The 3498-nt window shown below is 72.2% G+C and carries 2 protein-coding genes; both read left to right on the plus strand.

Annotated features, from left to right (window positions below; translation table 11 throughout):
• The coding region (locus ABZU75_RS45815) for an SDR family NAD(P)-dependent oxidoreductase (protein WP_355569674.1) at nt 1–2445 on the plus strand (2445 nt) is incomplete at its 5' end.
• 31 nt (nt 2446–2476) lie between these two features.
• A partial coding sequence (locus ABZU75_RS45820) for a beta-ketoacyl synthase N-terminal-like domain-containing protein (RefSeq protein WP_355569677.1) occupies nt 2477–3498 on the plus strand: 1022 nt, incomplete at its 3' end.

Genomic DNA, 3498 nt, shown 5'->3' on the forward strand with positions numbered 1-3498 from the left:
GGTCCTGACGGGGTGTTGTCGGCGATGGCGCGGCAGGTGTTGTCGCCGGAGCGGGTGGTGGTGCCGGTGTTGCGGCGGGAGCGGTCGGAGGAGGTTTCGGTGGTGACCGCGCTGGGTCACGCGTTCGTGCATGGTAGTCCGATTGATTGGGAGGTGGTCTTTCCCGGTGCGGGCAAGGTGGACCTGCCCACCTACGCCTTCCAGCGACAGCGCTACTGGCTCGACGCCACCCGGCCGGACGGTGGTGAACAGTCGACGGACGCCCGGTTCTGGGAGCTGGTGGAGAGCGCGGATGCCGAGCGACTCGCGGACACCCTCGGTCTCGGCGACGGGGACGCGCGCGGTTCCCTGGACACCGTGCTGCCCGCGATCACGTCGTGGTGGGACCGGAGGCGCGTCCGCTCTTCCACGGACTCCTGGCGCTACCGGGTGGTCTGGAGACAGGTCAGGTGGACTTCGGTGGATCGCCTGTCGGGAACGTGGCTCGTGCTCGTCCCCGAAGGGGAGGCGGCGGCGTGGGCGGAACCCGCCGAGCGCGCCCTGACCGGCAGCGGAGCGGACGTCGTCCGGATCGTCGTGACCGACGCGGATCGGGCGAAGCTCGCCGCCCAGCTGGGGTCGGTGGACCGGGTCGCGGGACTGCTTTCGCTCCTCTCCGCTGCCGAGAACCCTGCTGTTGAGAGCCCTGCTGTTGAGAGCCCTGCTGTTGAGAACGCGACAGAGGAAGCGGCGGACGCGCAGGTCACCGTCCCCTGGGCGTACGCGGCGAACGTGGCGCTCCTCCAGGCGATGGACGACGCGGGCCTCGCCGCGCCGCTCTGGTGCGTGACCCGCAACGCGGTCTCCACCGGGCCCACGGACGAGGCGACGGATCCCGCACAGGCGCTCACCTGGGGGCTGGGCGCGATCGCGGCGGTCGAGAGTCCCGCGCAGTGGGGCGGTCTGGCCGACCTTCCCACGACGGTGGACGACCTCCTCTGGGAACGTCTCGCGGGTGTGCTGAGCGCGGAGCCGGCCGGACGGGAGATCGAGGTGGCCGTGCGCAAGTCCGGCCTGTACGCGCGACGCCTGATCCACGCGCCCCTGAGCGAGGGGGCCGGACCGCCGGCCAGGGGCGGGTGGAACCCGGAGGGCACCGTCCTCGTCACCGGTGGGACGGGCGCGCTCGGTGCGCACGTGGCGGCCTGGCTCGCCGGGCGAGGAGCCAGACACCTGCTTCTGGTCAGCAGGCGGGGGGAGGCGGCGCCCGGCGCCGCCGAACTCGGGGCGCGGCTCGCCGACGTGGGGACCCGGGTCACCTTCGCCGCGGCGGACGTCGGTGACCGGGACGACCTCGCCCGCGTGCTCGCCTCGGTGCCGCCGGAGCACCCGCTGACCGCCGTGGTGCACACGGCCGCCACGCTGGACGACGGTCTGATCGCGGCGCTCACCCCCGAGCGGCTGGACCACGCCCTGCGGGTCAAGGCCGTCGGCGCCCGGCATCTGCACGAGCTGACCCGCGATCTCGACCTGTCCGCCTTCGTGCTGTTCTCCTCGGTCGCCGGCATCTGCGGTGTCGCCGGTCAGGGCAACTACGCGCCGGGAAACGCCTACCTCGACGCGCTCGCCGCGCACCGCCGGGCAGCCGGTCTGCCGGCCACCTCGATCGCCTGGGGACAGTGGGCGGGCGGCGGCATCGTCACCTCCGAGGCGGCCCTGACCCTGGCCAGGAACGGCCTCCGCGGCCTCCCTCCCGAACTCGCCGTCACCGCGCTGGGCCAGGCGCTCGATCACGACGAGTCCCACGTCGTCATCGCCGACATCGACTGGAAGATCATGTTCGAGCACCGGCCACATCCCCTGGTGAGCGAGCTTCCGGAGATCGCCCAGGCCCGCCGCCAGGCATCCGGGGCCGCTGCCGCACCGACCGGGACGGACGTTTCCGAGCTGGTACGGCGGCTCGCCGATCTGGCGGAGGCGGAGCAGCGCCGGACCCTGCTACGGCTGGTCCGCCTCCAGGTCGCGGCGGTGCAGAGCCACCCGTCCCCCGAGGCGGTCGAGGCCGACAGGAGGTTCCGGGACCAGGGATTCGACTCGCTGGCCGCGGTCGAGCTGCGCAACCGGCTCGGCGCGGCGACCGGGCTGCGGCTGCCTCCCTCGATCGTCTTCGACCATCCCACCCCGACGGCTCTGGCCGGCTACCTGCACGCGGAGCTCGTACCGCGCGCCGACGCGACGGCCACGACGATCACATCGATCCTGGCGGGGATCGAGGCGCTGGAAGCGACCCTCTCGAAGGCCTCGGTGAGCGATGCCGAGCGGGAGGTCGCCGCCGCCCGGCTGCGGAGGCTCACCGCGACATGGGGCGACGTGACGCCGCCCGCGGACGCCGTCACGGACGAGTTGTCGTCGGCGAGCGACGACGAACTCGTCGAGTTCATCAGCAGAACGCTTGGAATCTCCTGAACCGCGTGCTTGAGAGGGACAGACGTAAACCATGAGTGAGGACCAGATCAGGCATCTCCTCAAGCGGGTCACCGCCGAGTTGCACGAGACACGGCAGCGCCTCCAGCGTGTACGGGACGATCAGACCGAACCGATGGCGATTGTCGGGATGGCGTGCCGGTTCCCCGGCGGGGTGAGCTCGCCGGAGGACCTGTGGCGGCTGGTCGCCGAAGGAGTGGACGCGGTCGGGGAGTTCCCCGACGACCGGGGCTGGGATGTGGAGGGCCTGTACGACCCCGATCCCGACCGGCCCGGCAAGTCCTACACCCGCCACGGAGGGTTCCTGGACGGCGTCGCCGAGTTCGACGCGGAGTTCTTCGGGATCTCGCCGCGCGAGGCACTGGCGACCGACCCCCAGCAGCGGCTGCTTCTGGAGACCGCCTGGGAGGCGTTCGAGCGGGCCGGAATCGACGTGTCCACCCTGCGGGGCAGCAGGACCGGGGTCTTCGCCGGTATGAACGGTCAGGACTATGCCGCCAGGCTTCCCCAGGTGCCGGAGGCCGTCGACGGCTACCTCAGCATCGGCAACGCGGCGAGCGTGGCGTCGGGCCGGATCGCCTACACGTTCGGGTTCGAGGGGCCCGCGGTCACGGTCGACACGGCGTGCTCGTCCTCGCTGGTCGCCCTGCACCTGGCGGTGCAGTCGCTGCGTTCGGGCGAGTCCGACCTGGCCCTCGCGGGCGGGGTGACGGTGATGACGTCGCCGGTCGGCTTCGTGGAGTTCTCCCGGCAGCGCGGGCTGGCCCCCGACGGCCGGGTCAAGGCGTTCGCCCGGGGAGCGGATGGCACCGGCTGGGCCGAGGGGGTCGGGTTCCTGCTGGTGGAGCGGCTCTCGGATGCACGACGGCTGGGACACGAGGTACTGGCGGTGGTCCGGGGTTCGGCGGTGAACCAGGACGGCGCCTCGAACGGCTTGACGGCGCCGAATGGTCCGTCGCAGCAGCGGGTGATCCGGCAGGCGTTGGCGGGTGCGGGGTTGTCGGTCTCTGAGGTGGATGTGGTGGAGGCGCATGG

Origin of the sequence: Streptosporangium sp. NPDC005286, from assembly GCF_040607515.1 — a bacterium.
In the GTDB taxonomy this organism is placed as follows: domain Bacteria; phylum Actinomycetota; class Actinomycetes; order Streptosporangiales; family Streptosporangiaceae; genus Streptosporangium.